This is a genomic window from Microbacterium sp. B19(2022) (genome assembly GCF_012030385.1).
Lineage (GTDB): Bacteria > Actinomycetota > Actinomycetes > Actinomycetales > Microbacteriaceae > Microbacterium > Microbacterium oxydans_B.
This window is the reverse complement of record NZ_JAAUVO010000017.1, coordinates 39,929-57,195: the sequence shown is the minus strand read 5'-3', so window position 1 is coordinate 57,195 and position 17,267 is coordinate 39,929. Positions and strand designations below refer to the sequence as shown.

Sequence of the window (17,267 nt, the reverse complement as noted above, 5' to 3'; positions counted from 1 at the left end):
CTGACATGACACACCGCGAAGACATGACCCTGACCTCCTCCGGTTTCTACGTCTCCCAGGAGGCGCCGATCCACCCGGAGAACCCCGTGGCGACGCCGAAGAGCACGCCGCCGGACATCCTCCGCTGCGCGTACATGGAGCTCGTGGTCACCGACCTCACGGCCTCCCGTCAGTTCTACGTCGACGTCCTGGGTCTCTACGTGACCGCAGAGGACGACGAGGCGATCTACCTGCGCTCGACCGAGGAGTTCATCCACCACAACCTGGTGCTGCGCAAGGGACCGATCGCCGCCGTCGCCGCCTTCTCGTACCGGGTCCGCACGCCGGAAGAGCTCGATCGCGCGGTCGAGTTCTACACCGAGCTCGGCTGCGACGTGCGTCGGAACGAGAACGGCTTCGTCAAGGGCATCGGCGACTCCGTGCGCGTGGTCGACCCGCTCGGCTTCCCGTACGAGTTCTTCTACGCCACCGAGCACGTCGAGCGGATGTCGTGGCGCTATGACCTCCACATTCCCGGCGAGCTGGTGCGCCTCGACCACTTCAACCAGGTCACCCCCGACGTGCCGCGGGCCGTCGGCTTCATGCAGGACCTCGGTTTCCGCGTCACGGAAGACATCCAGGACGAGGAGGGCACGGTCTACGCCGCGTGGATGCGTCGCAAGCCCACCGTGCACGACACCGCCATGACCGGCGGCGACGGGCCCCGCATGCACCACGTGTGCTTCGCGACGCACGAGAAGCACAACATCCTCGCGATCTGCGACAAGCTCGGCGCGCTCCGCCGCTCCGATGCGATCGAGCGCGGCCCCGGCCGCCACGGCGTCTCGAACGCGTTCTACCTGTACCTGCGCGACCCCGACGGACACCGCGTCGAGGTGTACACGCAGGACTACTACACGGGCGACCCCGACAACCCGGTCGTCACGTGGGACGTGCACGACAACCAGCGCCGCGACTGGTGGGGCAACCCCGTCGTCCCCTCCTGGTACACGGATGCCTCGCTCGTGCTCGACCTCGACGGCAACCCGCAGCCCGTCGTCGCCCGCACCGACTCGAGCGAGATGGCGGTGACCATCGGCGCCGACGGCTTCTCGTACACCCGCGCCGAAGACGACAAGACCATGCCCGAGTACAAGCAGGGCGAGTACAAGCTCGGCCACCAGCTCTAGGAGGCACGGATGCTGTCAGACGAGACCATCTCGGCGATCGCGGCAGAGCTCGCCGAGGCCGACCGCACGCACAGCGTGATCCCGCGCATCACCGCACGGTACCCGGAGGCGACGGTCGAGGATTCGTACGCGATCCAGGGGGTCTGGCGCGACCAGAACCTCGCAGCGGGCCGTCGGCTCGTCGGGCGCAAGATCGGGCTGACGTCCAAGGCGATGCAGCAGGCGACGGGCATCACCGAGCCGGACTACGGCGTGATGTTCGACGACACGGTCTACGAGTCCGGCGCCGAGATCCCGGTGGACCACTTCTCGAACGTGCGCATCGAGGTCGAGCTGGCCTTCGTGTTGAAGACGCCGCTGGAAGGCCCCGACTGCACCCTCGAGGATGCTCTCGCGGCGATCGATTACGCCGTCCCGGCGCTCGAGGTGCTCAACTCCCACATCGAGCTCGAGGGTCGCACGATCGTCGACACCATCAGCGACAACGCCGCCTACGGTGCGATGGTGCTCGGCACGGAGCGTCGACGTCCGGACGAGATCGACCTGCGCTGGGTACCGGGCGTCCTCTCCCGCAACGGCGAGATCGAGGAGACCGGCGTGGCCGCCGGAGTCCTCGGCCACCCGGCGACCGGTGTCGCCTGGCTCGCGAACAAGTTCCATCAGCACGGCGCGCGTCTCGAAGCAGGCGAGATCATCCTGGCAGGATCGTTCACGCGCCCGATGTGGGTGTCGCGTGGCGATGAAGTGCTGTGCGATTACGGACCGATGGGAACAATCGCATGCCGCTTCGTCTAGACCCCTCCTTCCGCGAACAGCTCGCGGACTCCGATCGCCCGTTCGTGGGCATGTGGGTCTGCTCCGGCAGCCCGCTTCTCGCGGAGGTCGCCGCAGGGTCTGGGCTCGACTGGCTGCTGATCGACATGGAGCACTCGACGAACACGCTCGAGTCCGTGCTGCAGCAGCTGCAGGCCGTCGCCGCCTATCCGATCGCCCCGCTCGTGCGGGTGCCGTCGAACGACACGGTCGCGATCAAGCAGATCCTCGATCTCGGGGCACAGAACCTGATCGTCCCGATGGTGTCTTCCGCAGATGAGGCCCGCGCCGCCGTGGCTGCCACCCGCTACCCGCCGGAGGGTGTGCGCGGAGTGGGAAGCGCCCTGGCCCGCAGCGCCCGATGGAACCGCGTCGACCGGTATCTGCAGGAGTCCGCGCAGCATGTCTCGCTGACCGTGCAGATCGAGACGTCCGCAGGGGTCGAGGCCGCGGCCGACATCGCCGCGGTCGACGGCGTGGATGCCGTCTTCGTCGGACCGTCCGACCTGTCAGCATCGATGGGACTCCTCGGTCAGCAGACGCATCCTGATGTCACCGCTGCGGTCGAAAAGGTCTTCGCTGCGGTGAAGGCCGCGGGCAAGGCCGTGGGTGTGAACGCGTTCGATCCCGCCGCCGCCGACGCGTACGTCTCAGCAGGCGCCGACTTCGTGGCCGTGGGCGCCGACGTCGCCTTGCTGGCCAGAGCATCCGAGGCCCTGGCCGCCCGCTTCATCGCCGCGGATGGAACGGCGCGCGCCAGCTACTGAACTGCTCACACGAACAGTGTGCGAGCTAGCGGATTCATAGCATTTGCCGCGAGACTGTCGGCATGACCTTCGCCGCGCTCCAGCCCCTCGCCGACCGTGCCGCCATCTTCGTGGCACTCCGACAGGACGCCCTCTCCGCCGCCGCCGATGCCCTCGGTGAGCACCGCTGGGACGCGGACATGGCCGCCGGCACGCTCACCTTCACGGCGAACGACGACCCCTCGAGGCAGCTCGTCGCCCGCGCGCACCTGATCGCGACGATCGCGCCGGGCCCCCGTTCGCTGCTGTGGGCCTGGGCGCACCCCAACGGCGACCCCCAGGGTGTCGCCGCACAGCTGCACGCATACGGCACCGAGCACGGCATCGCCGAGTTGACGACCTCGGAGTTGCCGTTCCCCGAGGGCGCCGGCGACGACGACTGGATCGCACAGGCGGCGCACACCATCGGCGGGGTCGCCGTCGAACTGACCGGACGCTCTCCGTACTACTCCGCCCCCGTCGGCAACGGCACCCGCGCGGTCTTCCTGCTCGACGCCCCGCTCGCGCCGCTCACCGTCGCCGACGCGGTCGTCGCCCTCCCCCGTGTGCTCGCCGGAGCAGACCTGCCCGACGCCCGCACCGCGGTGTGGGACCTCGCACGACTCGCCGGCTGGACACTGACCTGGACCGATGAGGCCTTCTCGGGCGCGTCCGTGTCGGACACCACCGGCACGGCGACGTTCCGCTTCGACGAGCAGGCCCGCATCAGCGGCATCGAGAGCACGCTGCACCCACAGGGCTGACCGCACGGGGCGTCCGCTCCGCATCCGCGTCACCACGATCTGTGGGATTCTGGTCGCATGAAGAACGGAATCGTCCGGTTCGCGGCGCTCTACGTGTTCAATGTCGCGGTGCTGCTCCTGATCGGTCTGCTGCTGCCCGGCGTCTCCGTCGGGTTCAATGCCCTGTGGGCATCGGTCATCCTGACCCTCGCCGCACTCTTCGTGAAGCCGCTGATCGCCGGCGCCTTCCGCAAGTCCGCCGCGAAGTCGGCCGCCGAACGCACGAAGACCGGCGAGAAGATCGTCCAGTACGTGCTCGTCTACCTCGTCGAGCTCATCGTCTGGGTACTCACCGTGTGGCTGAGCGGCGTGCGCGCCTCCGGCTTCTGGGCGTTCGTGCTGCCCCCGCTCGCACTGTTGTTCGGCTGGATGATCTACGACCAGATCGACGACAGGATGCGGGCCAAAGCCGGGGAGATCTACGACTCCGTGCAGGCGCGGGTGAACGGCGGGCGCGCGAAGCCCGCATCCGCGACGACCGCCGCCACACGCGCCGCACCGGAGTCCCCCGAGACGACCGCGGCACGTGAGGAGCTCGCCGACGGACTCACGCCCGAGCAGCGCCGGATGCTCGACGAACTCGGCTGACCGGCCCTACGTCGCGGGTATACGACGATGTCGCAGGAATCTCACGGATTCCTGCGACATCGTGCGTATCTGCGACGACCCGGGGGGGCTACACGACCCGCTCGGCTGCCTCCACGACATTCGTCATGAGCAGGGCGACCGTCATCGGCCCGACACCGCCGGGGTTCGGCGAGATGTAGCCCGCGACATCCGCGACCTCGGGGGCCACGTCACCGAAGACCAGGCTCTTGCCGGTCTCCGGGTGCGTCTCGCGCGTCACGCCGACGTCGAGCACGGCCGCACCGGGCTTGACGTCCTCGGCGCGGATCAGATGCTTGACACCGGCCGCGGCCACGATCACGTCGGCCTCGCGCAGGTACCGCGGCATGTCGATGGTGCCGGTGTGCGTCAGCGTGACCGTCGCGTTGAGGTCGCGGCGGGTGAGCAGCAGCCCGATGGAGCGGCCGATGGTGACGCCGCGCCCGACCACGACCACGTGCTTGCCCTTGAGGTCGTAATCGTTGCGCAGCAGCAGCTCGATCACGCCGCGCGGCGTGCAGGGCAGCGGCGTGTGGATCGGACCGTTGACGTTCAGCACCAGTCGGCCGAGGTTGGTCGGGTGCAGTCCGTCGGCATCCTTCGCCGGATCGATCCGCTCGAGGATGGCGTCGGTGTCGAGGTGCTTCGGCAGCGGCAGCTGCACGATGTAGCCGTGGCACGCGGGGTCGGCGTTGAGCTCGTCGATCAGTGCCTCGACCTCGGCCTGCGTCGCATCTGCCGGCAGCTCACGCTGGATCGAGTTCATCCCGATCGCCTCGGACTGCCGATGCTTCATGCCCACGTACAGCTGCGATGCCGGGTCTGCACCCACGAGCACCGTCGCGATGCCCGGGGTGACGCCCCGCTCCTTCAGCGCCGCGACGCGTTCCGTGAGTTCGGCACGGATCGCTGCCGACGCTGCCTTCCCGTCGAGGATCTTCGCGGTCACTGCTGGAGGTCCGGGTAGAGCGGGAACGCGGCGGCCAGCGCGTCGACGCGGGCGCGCAGCGACTCGACATCGGCACCGGGGAGCAGCGCGAGGGCGATGATGTCGGCGACCTCGGTGAACTCGGCGTCGCCGAAACCGCGGGTCGCGAGCGCCGGCGTACCGATGCGCAGGCCCGAGGTCACCATGGGCGGGCGCGGATCGTTCGGAACGGCGTTGCGGTTCACGGTGATGTGGATGTCGTGCAGCAGATCTTCCGCCTGCTTGCCGTCGATCTCGGCGTCGCGCAGGTCGACCAGCACCAGGTGCACGTCGGTGCCGCCCGAGCGCACCGCGATGCCGGCATCCTGCACATCCTGCTGCGACAGGCGCTCGGCGATGAGCTTCGCACCGCGCAGCACGCGCTCCTGGCGCTCCTTGAACTCCGGAGTGCCGGCGAGCTTGAACGCGGTCGCCTTGGCGGCGATCACGTGCATGAGCGGTCCACCCTGCTGGCCCGGGAAGACCGCGGTGTTGATCTTCTTGGCGAGCTCGGCGTCGTTGGTGAGGATGAAGCCCGAGCGGGGGCCGCCGATCGTCTTGTGCACGGTCGACGAGACGACGTGGGCATGAGGAACCGGGTTCGGGTGCAGACCCGCGGCGACCAGACCGGCGAAGTGCGCCATGTCGACCCAGAGCAGCGCGCCGACCTCATCGGCGATCTCGCGGAAGGCCGCGAAGTCCATGGTGCGCGGGTAGGCCGACCAGCCGGCGATGATGACCTTGGGCTTGTGCTCGATCGCGAGGCGACGGACCTCCGCCATGTCGATGGTCGAGGTCTCGGGGTCGACGCCGTACGCGACGATGTCGTAGAGCCGGCCGGAGAAGTTGATCTTCATGCCGTGCGTGAGGTGGCCGCCCTGGTCGAGGGAGAGGCCGAGCAGCGTGTCGCCGGGGCGGGCGATCGCATGCAGGACAGCGGCGTTCGCCGAGGCGCCCGAGTGCGGCTGCACGTTCGCGAACTCGGCGCCGAACAGGCTCTTCGCCCGCTCGATCGCGAGGGACTCCGCGACGTCGACCTCTTCGCAGCCACCGTAGTAGCGGCGGCCGGGGTAGCCCTCGGCGTACTTGTTCGTGAGCACGGAACCCTGCGACTGCAGGATCGAGACGGGAACGAAGTTCTCCGAGGCGATCATCTCGAGGAAGGTCTGCTGACGCTTCAGCTCACGGTCGAGGACCTGCGCGATCTCGGGATCGACCTCGGAGAGCGGGGCGTTGAAGTAACGGTCGGTCATGGTGACATGCTCCTCTGACTACGGATTCGAAAGGGGTGTTCCTATCGGCCCAGGCGCGCGGTCGAATTCCGTGGTCAGTCGCTCCCCGGTGGTAGTCCACCCAGACGCCAGTCGCGACGGTTACGAGCATAGCGGATGCCCGAGGCGGCGAGCGCGGTCGTTTCGACGACCGCCGCAGAATCGATTCGATTCCCCGTTCCGCTGAGAGGCCACGGCAGGTAGGTTTTGTTCATGGTCCTTCCTCATCCTCTTCCTCTCGTGCCCGTGCCCGTGTCCGCCGCCGCACGAGACGGGCGGATGCCGGTCACCGCGACGACGCGCGTGCTCGGCTCCTCCCCCGCCGCCGCCCAGCTGATCGACGCGGTCGAGCGCCGCACCGGCATCCGCCTCGCCGTCGCCGACGAGCCCTCCGCCGAGATCGAGCTGTTCGTCGACCCGAACTCGTCGGCACCGGAGGGCTACACGCTCGAGATCGGCGAGCGCGCCGTCGTCATCGGCGCCGACGAGGCAGGGCTCTTCTACGGCGTGCAGACACTGCTACAGATGCTCCGGCAGGACGACTCCGGCTGGGCGCTGCTCGGCGCCGACATCGCCGACTCTCCCCGCTTCGCCCGGCGCGGCGTGATGCTCGACGTGGCCCGGCACTTCTTCGGCGTCGACGACGTGAAGAAGTTCATCGACAGCACGAGCGCCCTCAAGCTCAACCACCTGCACCTCCACCTCAGCGACGACCAGGGATGGCGTGTGCACATCGACTCCTGGCCGCGGCTCACCGAGCTGGCCGCCGGCACATCGGCGAACGGCGACCCTGGCGGCTTCTACTCGAAGGACGACTACCGCGAGATCGTCGAATACGCCGCCTCACGCCACATGATCGTGATTCCCGAGATCGACCTCCCCGGCCACACGCACGCGATCGGCGTTGCCTACCCGGAACTCGTCGAGGAGCCGGTCATGAACGACAACCTGATCGCGGATTCGGAACGCCTCGGGCAGGCGCTGCCGGTCGCCGGCGAGAACTACCTGGGCTGGGGGGTCGGGCACTCCAGCGTGCGCATCCACGAGGAGCGCACGTACGACTTCGTGCGCGATGTCGTCCGCGAACTGGCCGAGATGACCCCCGGTCCGTATATCCACATCGGCGGCGACGAGTCGCTCGGCACCCCCCAGGCCGACTTCGACCTGTTCGCCGAACGCGCCACCGCGATCGTGGTCGAAGCCGGCAAGACCCCCGTCGCCTGGCACGAGATGGGGTCGGCGGCGAACATCGCCGAGGGCACGATCGGGCAGTACTGGGGCAAGACGACCCCGGAGGGCACCCACGCCGAAGAGGCCGCGCACTTCGTCGAGCGCGGCGGCGCACTGATCATGTCCGCGGCCGACGTCACCTACCTCGACATGAAGTACACCGAGGACTTCCCCCTGGGACTCACCTGGGCCGCGATCATCGACGTCCGCTCCGCCTACGAGTGGGAGCCGACCGCAGTCCTCGACGTGCCGGATGCCGCGATCCTCGGCGTCGAAGCGCCGCTGTGGTCCGAGACCACGCGCACGCTCGGTGACGTCGAGCAGCTGGTCTTCCCCCGCGTGGCCGCCCAGGCCGAGGTCGCCTGGTCCCCGCGACGGGCGCCCGAGCGCGTCTGGGAGTCGTTCCGCGTGCGGGTCGGGGCGCTCTCACCGCTGTGGAAGGCTGAGGGGATCGATTTCCACCCCGCAGACGAGATCCCCTGGAGCGAACGTTGAGCACCCACTCCTCCGCGACCGGTTCGCTGGTCGTCCATTCGGCCAGGATCGTCGATCGCGGCGAGATCACCGAAGACGGCTGGCTCCGCATCGAGAACGGCACGGTCACCGCTCGTGGCACCGGCGCCGACTGGTCGCCCGCCGATGAGGTCATCGACGCCGCGGCGGTTGCCGGTCCCGGCGCCCTGCTCACCCCGGGGTTCGTCGACATCCACGGACACGGCGGTGCCGGTGCATCGTTCGACGACGGGGTGGAGGCGATCCGCACCGGGCGCGATCTGCATCGCGCGCACGGCACCACCCGGGCAGTTGTGTCGCTGGTGACGGCGTCGATCGACGATCTCGCCCGCAACGTCGCCACGATCGCCGACCTGACCGAGACCGACGCGGACATCCTCGGTTCGCACCTCGAAGGACCCTTCCTCGACCCGGGCCACCACGGCGCGCACGAGCCCACGCTTCTGCGCCACCCCGTCGCGGCCGACGTCGCGCGCCTGCTCGATGCCGGGCGCGGCACTGTGCGCCAGGTGACGATCGCCCCCGAGCTGCCCGGCGGACTCGATGCGATCCGGCAGATCGTGGCCGGCGGATCCGCGGCAGCCGTTGGGCACACCGATGCCGATGCGGCGATGGCGGTCGCCGCGTTCGAGGCCGGCGCGTCGATCCTCACCCATGCGTTCAATGCCATGCCCGGCATCCACCATCGTGCTCCCGGGCCGGTGCTGGCCGCCGCGGCAGATCATCGCGTGGTGCTGGAGGCGATCGCCGACAACGTGCACCTCGACCCGCACGTCATCAAGCTCGTGTTCGACTCCGCGCCCGGTCGCGTGGCCCTCATCACCGACGCCATGGCCGCGGCCGGAAGCGCGGACGGCCACTACGACCTCGGAGCGGTGAGCGTCACGGTCGAGAACGGCGTGGCGCGGGCCGATGGCACCGGGTCGATCGCCGGTTCGACCCTCACCCAGGATGTGGCATTGCGTCGGGCGGTGGCCGCGGGCGTGGAGCTCGCTGAGGCCGTACGCGCCCTCACCGAGACCCCGGCACGGGCGATCGGCTGCTCCGCCGCACTCGGCGGACTCCGCATCGGCATGCTCGGCGATGCCGTGCTGCTGGATGCCGAGCTGCACGTCGCACGAGTGTGGTCAGGACCACGGCTGCTCGCCTAGAGGCAGCAGCGCATCGCGCGACGCGCAACCCTGCGCTCTCCGGTCATTCAGGTTCGGGTGGGGGGCCGCCGGTCCCCAGATCGACGGCCCCGTTCCCCTCTCAGAGCCGGTGGCCGGGCTCTCCTCCCCCGAGGATCCCGACCGACCGCTGCCTGAATCCCGCCCCCCGGAGGGATTCGTACGGCTGTCTCTATGGGATGAGACGGCATCCCCACCGATTCATTACGCGACTTCTCGAAAATCTTCGAGAAGTCCCTTCGGTCCGAAGACCGACCCACGCGGGAGGCCGCCGGTCCCCAGATCGACGGTCTGTTCCTCGTGTGCAGAGATGGGGGGCCGGGCTCTCCTCCCCCGAGGATCCCGACCCGCCCGACCGGTGCATGTCCTTCGCACCAGCACCTGAACTCCGCCCCCCGGAGGAGTTCGTACGGCTGTCTCTATGGGATGAGACGGCGACCCCACGAGTTCATTACGCGACTTCCGAAAAACTTTGTACAACCGTGCCCATACGAGCCGTCGACTTCCGGTCGACCTGGCGGGAACCCTCATATCTGTTCAGAATCCGTAGGGAAGGGTGGCTTAGCTGGGAGATTCGCGAGAGAATGATGAAGTCGCGTGATGAGCGGCGCCCTCACGCGTCTCCCCCTGTAGAGACGTACATGCGCCCGCGACAGATGGATGATTGTGCACGAAGAGAACACGACTCACGACGAACCGATCGGCGACGCCGACCTGATCCTGCGCGCCCGCTCGGGCGACACAGGCGCGTTCGGCGAACTCTGGCGTCGCCACTACCCGTCCGGCCTCGCAGTCGCTCGCTCGGTGACCTCGTCGATCGACCCGGACGACCTGGTCCAAGAGGCGTACACCCGCATCTACCAGGCGATCCTCAAGGGCGGCGGCCCCAACGGCTCCTTCCGCGCCTACCTCTTCACGAGCATCCGCAACACGGCCGCAGGATGGGGTCGTGCCCGCCGGGAGACCGCGATCGATGAGCTCGATACCGTCGCCGACCCCGACACCACCGACCAGGCCGCGAACGAGGCGCTCGATCGGAGCCTCACCGCGCAGGCATTCCGCAGCCTTCCCTCCCGTTGGCAGGAGGTGCTCTGGTACACCGAGATCGAGCAGATGAAGCCGCAGGAAGTCGGACACCTGCTGGGCATGAAGTCCGGCGCGGTGTCGCAGCTGGCCTTCCGCGCCCGCGAAGGTCTCCGCGAAGCCTGGATCCAGGCGCATCTGCGCAGCGCCGACGAAGGCTCCGAATGCCAGTGGACGATCGAACATCTCGGCGCGTACTCGCGCGGCAACCTCAGCACCCGTGACCACAAGCGCCTCGAGCTGCACCTCGACGAATGCGCCCGATGCATGATCGTCGCGGCCGAGGCCAAGGACGTCTCGAAGCGCCTCGCCCTCGTCCTGCTCCCCCTCGTGCTGGGTGTCACCGGCGCGGCGGGATACCTTGCGACGCTGCAGGGCGCAGGCACGCCCATCGTCGCGCTGGCTGCCATGCCGTCCAGCATCCCGGGAGCCGTGTTCGCCGGAGACCCGACGGGTCAGGCGGCGACGGGCATCGCCTCCTCGAGCGGCGGGACGACCGGGTCGGGCGGAGCAGCCGGCGGCGGTGCGACCGCGGGAGCGGGCTCGACCGGAGGTGCCCTCACGGGAATCGGCGCGCTCGTGGGTGCCGGCTCCGCAGCACTGGTCGTCGCGGGTGTCGTCGCTGCGGCCACCATCATCCCCGGACTCGCCGGGGCGGACCCGGCCACATCGCAGCCCAGCGCCGGAGACTCCGACCCGTCGTCGATCACTTCGCAGGTCGGGCCCGACGCCTCATTGAACCTCGACGAGCCGATCGTCATCGATGAGCCGGAGACCGTGCCGGATGAGACGCCCGTCGTCCCCCCGGTGGAAGACTCCTCGCGGGAGCAGCCTCTGGAAGACGCCGGTCCGGTCGTCGCTCCGCCCGTTCCTCCCGCGAATTCCGTCGACCCCGTGGACCCTGTCGACCCCGTAGATCCGGTGGACCCCGTGGACCCGGTCGATCCCGTGGACCCGGTCGATCCCGTGGACCCGGTCGATCCTGTCGATCCCGTGGACCCGGTCGACCCCGTCGATCCCGTGGACCCGGTCGACCCCGTGGACCCCGTCGACCCGGCTATCCCGACGGAAGCACCCACCTGGTCCGGTGCGAGCATCTGGTTCAGCGGTTTCACCATCCACTACAGCGTGCCGATCACCGGCGCACCGGGAACCACCGTCGAAGCGCTCCTCGATGGCAGCGGCGGCGGTGGCGACAGCATCGTCCTCGACGACGCAGGCACCGGGACGATCGATCTTCGCCCGAGCTTCCGGCAGGTCTGGAATGCCGACACGACTGTCATCACGTTCCGATACGTCCTGGCCGACAAGGTCGGTCCGTCCGCCGACACGACTCTGCTGGCACTCGAATCCGGTGCCGCCGTCGAAGCCGTCCTACAGGAGGCGGAGCAGGCCCTGGAGGGCGACGAGACCACGACTGCTGTCATCGCCGCGGAGGCAGAGCCGGCTCCTGCCGAGCCCGCACCCGCTGCACCGGCACCCGTCGAGCCCTCCCCAGCACCCGCACCCGTCGAGCCCGCCCCGGCACCCTCACCCGTCGAGCCGGCACCGGCGCCCGTGGCACCCGCACCGGCTGCACCGGCGCCTGTCGCACCTGCTCCCGAGGAGCCGGTCGATTCCGCCCCCGCCGCCGAGGCTCCCGCCGCCGACACCGTCGCCGTCGCACCGGCCGAGGACGCTCCGGCCGCCGAATAGACTGGATGCATGTCCTCGGATCCCGCACCCGTTCCCGGCGTCGAGCGCCCGACCATCTCCGCCCTCGACGTCGTCCGCACCGTCGTCCTGGTCGCTGCCGTCGCCTCTCTCGCCCTGTGGGGTTTCGCCAGCTGGGACCTGCCGTGGAACATCATCCTCGGCATCGGCGCACCGGTGATCGTGATCCTCATCTGGGCGCTGTTCCTGTCGCCGCGCCCGGTACTGCGCGTGCACCCGTTCCTCCGCGCCGCCGTCGAGCTGCTGATCTACGTCGGCGTCACGATCGCCTGGTGGTCGATGGGTCAGGCGCTGATCGGCACCGCGTTCGCCCTGGTGGCCGTCGTCGCGGGCGTCCTCAGCGGTCGGCGCGCCCTGTCGTGACCCTGCCGTCGAGCGCGCGGCCATGAGTGTCCTGACACTCCTGAAGGAGTCGCTGGGCGCGCTCGTCGACACCGACGAGGCGGTTCTCGAGCAGGCCAGAGCGGATCGCTCCGGCCATGCCGCCGCCGGACGCCCGATCGCCGTCGTCCACGCGGAACGGGTCGAGCACGTCCAGCAGACCATGCGCATCGCGTCGCACACGCGCACCCCTGTCGTCATCCGCGGCGCCGGCACCGGACTCGCCGGTGCGGCCAACGCCGGCAGTGGCGAGATCGTGTTGTCGCTCCGCCGGATGACCGCGATCCGCGAGGTGCGACCGGACGATCTGCTCGCGGTCGTCGAACCCGGCATCCTGAACGCCGACCTCAACACCGAGCTCGCGCGACAGGGGCTGTGGTGGGCGCCCGACCCGGCCAGTCGTGACATCTCCACGGTGGGCGGCAACATCGCCACCGGTGCCGGCGGACTGCTCTGCGCCAAATACGGTGTCGTCCGCGATGCCGTGCTCGGCATCGACCTGGTGCTCGCCGACGGACGGCTGCTGCACCTCGGACACCGCAGCGTCAAGGGCGTCACCGGCCTCGACCTCACCGCGCTGGTCATCGGCTCCGAAGGAACGCTCGGCGTGGTGGTGGGAGCGACCCTCAAGCTGCGCAGGCTCGTGCCGGGTGAGACCTGCACGGTGGTCGCCACCTTCCCCGACGTGCGTGCTGCTGCTGCCGCGTCCGCCGCCGTCACCGCCGCAGGGGTGCAACCGGCGATCATGGAGCTGATGGATGCCGCGAGCCTCACGGCCGTGCACGCGCTCCTCGGGCTCCCCGCCCCGACGCCGGGAGCGGCCCAGCTCACCATCCAGACCGACGGACCCGCCGCCCGTGCCGAGGCCGACGCCATCGCGGAGATCCTCCGTTCCCACGGAGGGGTCACTGTGGTCTCGCACGATCGCGCGGAGGGCGAACAGCTGCTCGCGATCCGCCGATCGATGCACGCGGCGATGGCGTCGCTGGGCACAACGCTCATCGAGGACGTCTCCGTGCCGCGCAGCGCGATGCCCGCCATGTTCGACGAGATCGCGCGCATCGAACGAGAGCACGGACTCACCATCCCGACGGTGGCGCACGCCGGCGACGGCAATCTGCACCCCAACTTCCTCTTCGAAGGTCCGGACGTGCCGCCCGAGGTGTGGATCGCGGCGGACGAGCTGTTCCGCGCGGCGATCCGCCTCGGCGGGACCCTGACCGGAGAGCACGGCATCGGCGTGCTGAAGCGCCGCTGGCTCGCCGAAGAGCTCGGTGACGACCAGTGGCAGCTGCAACGGCAGATCGCCGCGGTGTTCGATCCCCTCGGCATCCTCAACCCGGGAAAGGTGTTCAGCCCCGATGCCTGACATCCATGTGAGCGCGGCCGTGATCGTCGATGCCGAAGGCCGGGTGCTGGTCGTCCGCAAGCAGGGCACCACGCGGTTCATGCAGCCGGGAGGAAAGCCCGAGCCGGGCGAATCCGCGGCGCAGACTCTGATCCGCGAACTCCAGGAGGAGCTGGGGCTCACGCTCGACGAGAGTGAGCTTCACCCGCTCGGGACCTTCATCTCCGAGGCCGCGAACGAGCCGGGGCACCGTGTCGTCGCTGCGGCCTTCTCGACATCCGTCGACCCCGGAGCCGTCACGGTCCAGGCGGAGCTCGCCGAACTGCGATGGATCACGCCGGCAGACGTCGCGACGCTCCCCCTGGCGCCCCTGAGCGTCGAGCACCTGCTGCCGATCGCCTGGCCCACGCCGGCGGGATGAGCGCGCCGAGCAGGCGTCAGATGCCCTGCCAGGCCGGCTTGTTCGCGAACGTGTAGCGGTAGTAGTCGGCGAGTTCGAGTCTCGAAGCCGCAGCCTCGTCGACGACGATCGTCGCGTGCGGGTGCAGCTGGATCGCGGAACCCGGAAGGAGCGCGGTGAGCGGCCCCTCGACGGCACCCGCGACCGCCTGGGCCTTGCCTTCGCCGAACGCGAGCAGCACCAGGTGCCGCGCCTTCAGGATGGTGCCGAGGCCCTGCGTGATGCAGTGCATCGGCACGTCGTCGATCGAGTCGAAGAAGCGCGCGTTGTCCTCGCGGGTCTGTTCCGTGAGCGTCTTCACGCGAGTGCGCGAGGCGAAGGACGACCCCGGCTCGTTGAAGCCGATGTGTCCGTCGGTGCCGATCCCGAGGATCTGCAGGTCGACCCCACCGGCCGCATCGATGGCGGCCTCGTAGTCGTCGCCGGCGTGCTGGATCGTCGCGAGAGCGCCGTTGGGAACGTGGATCCGCTGCGGGTCGAGTCCGAGCGGTTCCACGACCTCGCGCGTGATCACGGAGCGGTAGCTCTCCGGGTGCGCCGGGTCGATGCCGACGTACTCGTCGAGGGCGAAGCCGCGCACCTGCGAGACGTCGCGACCCGCGAGCTGCGTGCGCAGCGCCTGGTAGACGGGGAGCGGAGTGGATCCGGTCGCCAGCCCCAGCACCGCGTCCGCCCGGCGTTCGATCAGCTCGACGATCTCGGTGGCGACCAGGGCCCCTGCGGCCTCGGCATTCTCGACGATGACGACCTCAGCCATGCGGGACGATCTCCTTCTCGGTGATGGATGCGCCAACCAGTGCGGCGCCGAAAGCGGCAGCGGGAGACCCGGCCGGAAGCAGTTCGATTCTCTCATCCAGGCGGAGGGACCGCATGAACGGCGACGCGTCGGCTCCGGCATGCAGCGCCGCACGGATGCCGGCCTCCAGGCGGTCGCCGAGAGCCGTGAGCCCTCCTCCGATGACGACGGTCTCGACGTCGGCCGAGAGCACGAGCACCCGAACCGCGGCAGCGGCGCCGTGGAAGAGGTCTGCGCGGAGTGCGAGACCGAGCGGATCGCCGGCGTCCGCGGCGTCGAAGATGTCTCTGATCGGCAGCGCGCCCGGGCGGCCCCACGCCTTGGCGAGCGCGCCGCCACCGCAGAACGTCTCGACGCAGCCATGCTGACCGCACCCGCACAGGCGTCCCTTCGGGTCGACTGAAAGGTGTCCCACCTCCCCGGCCGTGCCACGGGCCCCGCGCCAGATGTGGCCGTCGATCACGATGCCCGCGGCGACGCCGGTGCCGAGGTTGAGATACGCCATCGACCCTGTGACCCCGCTCAGGGCCGCCGCTCCGAGTGCCGCGGCCTTCACGTCGTTCTCCACCCGGAACGGCATACCGAGCGCCTGTTCGGCCCGATCGGCGAGTTCCAGGGATTCCACGCCGAGGTTGACCGCATGATCGACGCGCCCGGCGTCGGCATCGACCAGCCCGGGGATGCCGATTCCGACGGAGCCGATGTCCGACAGCGACAGGCCGACTTCATCGGCGAGCGCGCTGACGGCCGTCACGATGCTCTCGACGACGGCGTCGTCGCCCCAGCCGGTGACCCGGCGGAGTCGCCCGATGATCTCCCCGGAGGAATCGACGGCCACGGCGTCGATCTTGGTTCCGCCGACGTCCAGGCCCACTCGAATCCGCCGACCGGTGGGGTCGGCAGCACTCGCACCGCTCATCGGATGCTGCTCCCCGCGGTCTCGACGGTGGCGGAGAGGCTCGTCACGACACGCCCAGCTGGCCGGAGAGCACCATCACGGCGGCACCGCGCAGGACGATGTCCTCCTGATGGGTCCGGCGCACGACCACGTCCTCGAACACGCCCTCGAGCGTGCGGGCATGCAGGGTCTCGATCGCGGCGTCGATCAGGATGCCGTCGAGCAGATCTGCGGGACCGGAGAGCACGACCTCGGAGAGGTCGAGAGCAGCGACGATCGGAGCGACAGCGATCGCCATCCGCGTTCCGGCATCGCGCAGGATCTCGTCGCGGGCGTCGGGTTCGGACTCCAGCGCCGCACGCAGGCGGCTGACGCTCAGCCAGGCTTCGAGACAGCCGTCCTTGCCACAGGCGCATCGGGGACCGCCGTCGGTGCCGACGACGACGTGCCCGATCTCCCCCGCCGCGAAGCGGCTGCCCAGCAGCGGCTGGCTGCCGGTGATGAGACCGGCACCGACGCCCTTGCCGATCTTGATCAGCATGAAGTCGGCCTTCGCGTCCCCGAACGTGTATTCAGCCAGCACCGCGGCATTGGCATCGTTCCTGGCGAGGACGGGCAGGTCGAGGTCGATGCCGAGCTTCGCCTCGAGGGGGAAGTTCGTCCAGCCGAGGTTCGGCGAGCTCAGGACGAGCCCGTCGGGGCGCACGACACCCGGCGTGCCGATGCCGACTCCCAGCAGCGGCTGCGTCGAGGCGGCGACCAGGGTCCGGGCGAGTTCGTGCAGGGCCGCATACGCCGCTTCGCCGTCGGGCGAGTCCGGGCGCGGCACCTCGCGTCGTTCGAGCACGTCGCCGTCCAGGCTCAGCACAGCGCCGGTGAAAGCACTCGGACCCGACAGATCGAGGCCGAGGATCTGGTGGCCGACGCGGTCGATGTCGATCAGGATCGGCGGCTTGCCCGGACCGACCGCCTCGCGGACGCCCATCTCGACGACGATGCCGTCGGCGATGAACTCGGCGACCAGGTCGGAGATCGTGACCCGGGTCAGCCCGGTCTCGCGCGAGAGATCCGCACGGCTCATCGCACCGGCGTGATACAGCGTCTGCAGCACCAGTGCGCGGTTGTGCCCGCGCGCGTGCTCGGGGAGCACTTTCGCTCGCGAGCGCAGGTGGCGCCCCGGGCCGAAGGCATGCGTGTTCGCGCCGAGGTACTCTACCGGCGGCGCGGGACGCTGTTCATCCGAAACGGACATGTTTGTTAGT

At 69.5% G+C, this 17,267-nt stretch carries 16 protein-coding genes and 1 riboswitch; of the genes, 11 read left to right on the top strand and 5 right to left on the bottom strand.

All coding sequences use genetic code 11. The annotated features are described in order from the left end of the window. Positions 1 to 5: 5 nt before the first annotated feature. From hpaD to HCX50_RS15080, 5 genes are all read left to right on the top strand, one after another. Positions 6 to 1,169 (top strand): 3,4-dihydroxyphenylacetate 2,3-dioxygenase, encoded by a 1,164-nt coding sequence (gene hpaD / locus HCX50_RS15100; protein WP_167634930.1) that lies wholly within the window; start codon positions 6 to 8, stop codon positions 1,167 to 1,169. Positions 1,170 to 1,178: 9 nt separating this feature from the next. Further along, the gene (locus tag HCX50_RS15095; protein WP_091034677.1) at positions 1,179 to 1,964 is read left to right on the top strand and encodes a fumarylacetoacetate hydrolase family protein; all 786 of its coding nucleotides are present in this window, start codon (positions 1,179 to 1,181) and stop codon (positions 1,962 to 1,964) included. Continuing rightward, positions 1,949 to 2,749, top strand: a complete 801-nt coding sequence (locus HCX50_RS15090; protein ID WP_091034679.1) for an HpcH/HpaI aldolase family protein — start codon at positions 1,949 to 1,951, stop codon at positions 2,747 to 2,749. The genes HCX50_RS15095 and HCX50_RS15090 overlap by 16 nt, the downstream gene beginning before the upstream one ends. Before the next feature lie 62 nt (positions 2,750 to 2,811). After that, positions 2,812 to 3,531, top strand: coding sequence for a DUF6882 domain-containing protein (locus HCX50_RS15085; RefSeq protein WP_167634929.1), 720 nt, complete (start codon positions 2,812 to 2,814; stop codon positions 3,529 to 3,531). A gap of 57 nt (positions 3,532 to 3,588) precedes the next feature. Next, entirely contained in the window at positions 3,589 to 4,158 is a 570-nt protein-coding gene (locus HCX50_RS15080; RefSeq protein ID WP_167634928.1) for a hypothetical protein, read from the top strand. Between the two features lie 88 nt (positions 4,159 to 4,246). On the opposite strand, the gene HCX50_RS15075 is transcribed toward HCX50_RS15080, so the two are convergent. Both HCX50_RS15075 and glyA read right to left on the bottom strand, forming a co-directional pair. Further along, the gene (locus HCX50_RS15075; protein WP_167634927.1) at positions 4,247 to 5,125 is read right to left on the bottom strand and encodes a bifunctional methylenetetrahydrofolate dehydrogenase/methenyltetrahydrofolate cyclohydrolase; all 879 of its coding nucleotides are present in this window, start codon (positions 5,123 to 5,125) and stop codon (positions 4,247 to 4,249) included. Continuing rightward, entirely contained in the window at positions 5,122 to 6,396 is a 1,275-nt protein-coding gene (gene glyA, locus HCX50_RS15070; protein ID WP_167634926.1) for a serine hydroxymethyltransferase, read from the bottom strand. The genes HCX50_RS15075 and glyA overlap by 4 nt, the downstream gene beginning before the upstream one ends. A 40-nt stretch (positions 6,397 to 6,436) precedes the next feature. Continuing rightward, positions 6,437 to 6,521, bottom strand: a riboswitch (ZMP/ZTP riboswitch). A 106-nt stretch (positions 6,522 to 6,627) separates the two neighbouring features. On the opposite strand from glyA, the gene HCX50_RS15065 reads away from it, so the two are divergent. The 6 genes from HCX50_RS15065 to HCX50_RS15040 all read left to right on the top strand — a co-directional run bounded on the left by HCX50_RS15065 (position 6,628) and on the right by HCX50_RS15040 (position 14,272). Beyond that, positions 6,628 to 8,139 carry a family 20 glycosylhydrolase gene (locus tag HCX50_RS15065; RefSeq protein ID WP_167634925.1) on the top strand — a complete coding sequence of 504 codons (1,512 nt, stop codon included), beginning with the start codon at positions 6,628 to 6,630 and terminating at the stop codon, positions 8,137 to 8,139. After that, positions 8,136 to 9,308 carry an N-acetylglucosamine-6-phosphate deacetylase gene (locus tag HCX50_RS15060; RefSeq protein ID WP_167634924.1) on the top strand — a complete coding sequence of 391 codons (1,173 nt, stop codon included), beginning with the start codon at positions 8,136 to 8,138 and terminating at the stop codon, positions 9,306 to 9,308. The genes HCX50_RS15065 and HCX50_RS15060 overlap by 4 nt, the downstream gene beginning before the upstream one ends. 684 nt (positions 9,309 to 9,992) lie before the next feature. After that, positions 9,993 to 12,104, top strand: coding sequence for a sigma-70 family RNA polymerase sigma factor (locus HCX50_RS15055; protein ID WP_167634923.1), 2,112 nt, complete (start codon positions 9,993 to 9,995; stop codon positions 12,102 to 12,104). A 9-nt stretch (positions 12,105 to 12,113) separates the two neighbouring features. Beyond that, positions 12,114 to 12,485 carry a YrdB family protein gene (locus HCX50_RS15050; protein WP_091034699.1) on the top strand — a complete coding sequence of 124 codons (372 nt, stop codon included), beginning with the start codon at positions 12,114 to 12,116 and terminating at the stop codon, positions 12,483 to 12,485. A 22-nt stretch (positions 12,486 to 12,507) separates the two neighbouring features. After that, a complete protein-coding gene (locus tag HCX50_RS15045) occupies positions 12,508 to 13,872 on the top strand; it encodes an FAD-binding oxidoreductase (protein WP_167634922.1) in 1,365 nt (454 codons plus the stop codon). Continuing rightward, positions 13,865 to 14,272 (top strand): NUDIX hydrolase, encoded by a 408-nt coding sequence (locus tag HCX50_RS15040; RefSeq protein ID WP_091034704.1) that lies wholly within the window; start codon positions 13,865 to 13,867, stop codon positions 14,270 to 14,272. Before HCX50_RS15045 ends, HCX50_RS15040 begins: the two co-directional genes overlap by 8 nt. A gap of 16 nt (positions 14,273 to 14,288) precedes the next feature. On the opposite strand, the gene nagB is transcribed toward HCX50_RS15040, so the two are convergent. Genes nagB through HCX50_RS15025 form a run of 3 tightly spaced genes read right to left on the bottom strand, consistent with a single transcriptional unit; the run spans position 14,289 to position 17,257 of the window. Next, complete coding sequence (gene nagB / locus HCX50_RS15035; RefSeq protein ID WP_091034706.1) at positions 14,289 to 15,068, bottom strand: glucosamine-6-phosphate deaminase; 780 nt, start codon at positions 15,066 to 15,068, stop codon at positions 14,289 to 14,291. Beyond that, positions 15,061 to 16,026 (bottom strand): ROK family protein, encoded by a 966-nt coding sequence (locus HCX50_RS15030; RefSeq protein WP_205829272.1) that lies wholly within the window; start codon positions 16,024 to 16,026, stop codon positions 15,061 to 15,063. Before HCX50_RS15030 ends, nagB begins: the two co-directional genes overlap by 8 nt. A 43-nt stretch (positions 16,027 to 16,069) precedes the next feature. Next, positions 16,070 to 17,257, bottom strand: coding sequence for an ROK family transcriptional regulator (locus HCX50_RS15025; RefSeq protein WP_167634921.1), 1,188 nt, complete (start codon positions 17,255 to 17,257; stop codon positions 16,070 to 16,072). Positions 17,258 to 17,267 lie beyond the last annotated feature (10 nt).

What these genes read in the sequence shown, in the direction of transcription:
- HCX50_RS15095 (WP_091034677.1), top strand. Translation starts at nt 1,179, where the DNA reads ATGCTGTCAGACGAGACCATCTCGGCGATCGCGGCAGAGCTCGCCGAG.
- HCX50_RS15040 (WP_091034704.1), top strand. Translation starts at nt 13,865, where the DNA reads ATGCCTGACATCCATGTGAGCGCGGCCGTGATCGTCGATGCCGAAGGC.
- HCX50_RS15050 (WP_091034699.1), top strand. Translation starts at nt 12,114, where the DNA reads ATGTCCTCGGATCCCGCACCCGTTCCCGGCGTCGAGCGCCCGACCATC.
- HCX50_RS15025 (WP_167634921.1), bottom strand. Translation starts at nt 17,257, where the DNA reads ATGTCCGTTTCGGATGAACAGCGTCCCGCGCCGCCGGTAGAGTACCTC.
- glyA (WP_167634926.1), bottom strand. Translation starts at nt 6,396, where the DNA reads ATGACCGACCGTTACTTCAACGCCCCGCTCTCCGAGGTCGATCCCGAG.
- hpaD (WP_167634930.1), top strand. Translation starts at nt 6, where the DNA reads ATGACACACCGCGAAGACATGACCCTGACCTCCTCCGGTTTCTACGTC.
- nagB (WP_091034706.1), bottom strand. Translation starts at nt 15,068, where the DNA reads ATGGCTGAGGTCGTCATCGTCGAGAATGCCGAGGCCGCAGGGGCCCTG.
- HCX50_RS15030 (WP_205829272.1), bottom strand. Translation starts at nt 16,026, where the DNA reads ATGAGCGGTGCGAGTGCTGCCGACCCCACCGGTCGGCGGATTCGAGTG.
- HCX50_RS15065 (WP_167634925.1), top strand. Translation starts at nt 6,628, where the DNA reads ATGGTCCTTCCTCATCCTCTTCCTCTCGTGCCCGTGCCCGTGTCCGCC.
- HCX50_RS15085 (WP_167634929.1), top strand. Translation starts at nt 2,812, where the DNA reads ATGACCTTCGCCGCGCTCCAGCCCCTCGCCGACCGTGCCGCCATCTTC.
- HCX50_RS15090 (WP_091034679.1), top strand. Translation starts at nt 1,949, where the DNA reads ATGCCGCTTCGTCTAGACCCCTCCTTCCGCGAACAGCTCGCGGACTCC.
- HCX50_RS15080 (WP_167634928.1), top strand. Translation starts at nt 3,589, where the DNA reads ATGAAGAACGGAATCGTCCGGTTCGCGGCGCTCTACGTGTTCAATGTC.
- HCX50_RS15045 (WP_167634922.1), top strand. Translation starts at nt 12,508, where the DNA reads ATGAGTGTCCTGACACTCCTGAAGGAGTCGCTGGGCGCGCTCGTCGAC.